The organism is Vogesella mureinivorans, assembly GCF_007644035.1.
Lineage (GTDB): Bacteria > Pseudomonadota > Gammaproteobacteria > Burkholderiales > Chromobacteriaceae > Vogesella > Vogesella mureinivorans.
This window is the reverse complement of the sequence record NZ_VMTV02000974.1, coordinates 1-284: the sequence shown is the minus strand read 5'-3', so window position 1 is coordinate 284 and position 284 is coordinate 1. Positions and strand designations below refer to the sequence as shown.

At 46.8% G+C, this 284-nt stretch carries 1 protein-coding gene; it reads left to right on the top strand.

The annotated features are described in order from the left end of the window. Positions 1-284 (top strand): DNA starvation/stationary phase protection protein Dps (gene dps, locus FLQ44_RS21755; RefSeq protein ID WP_147696040.1); only part of this gene is annotated, 284 nt, incomplete at both ends.

Below are 284 nucleotides of genomic sequence, written 5' to 3'. Positions count from 1 at the left end.
AGCAAGCGCACTGGAATGTTAAAGGTATGGATTTTTACCAGTTGCACTTACTTTTTGATGAACTCGCCACTGAGTTAGAAGAATTCATCGATTTGTTTGCCGAAAGGGTGACAGCCTTGGGAGGGTTGGCAATGGGGACAGTTCGCACGGCGGCGAATGTGTCCATGCTGCCAGAGTATCCTTTTGATATTCTTGACGGCAAAGACCATATCACAGCTTTATCAGACCGCTTTGCACCATACGCCAAATCTCTGCGCCAAAACATTGATGCTTCAGCTGAGTTG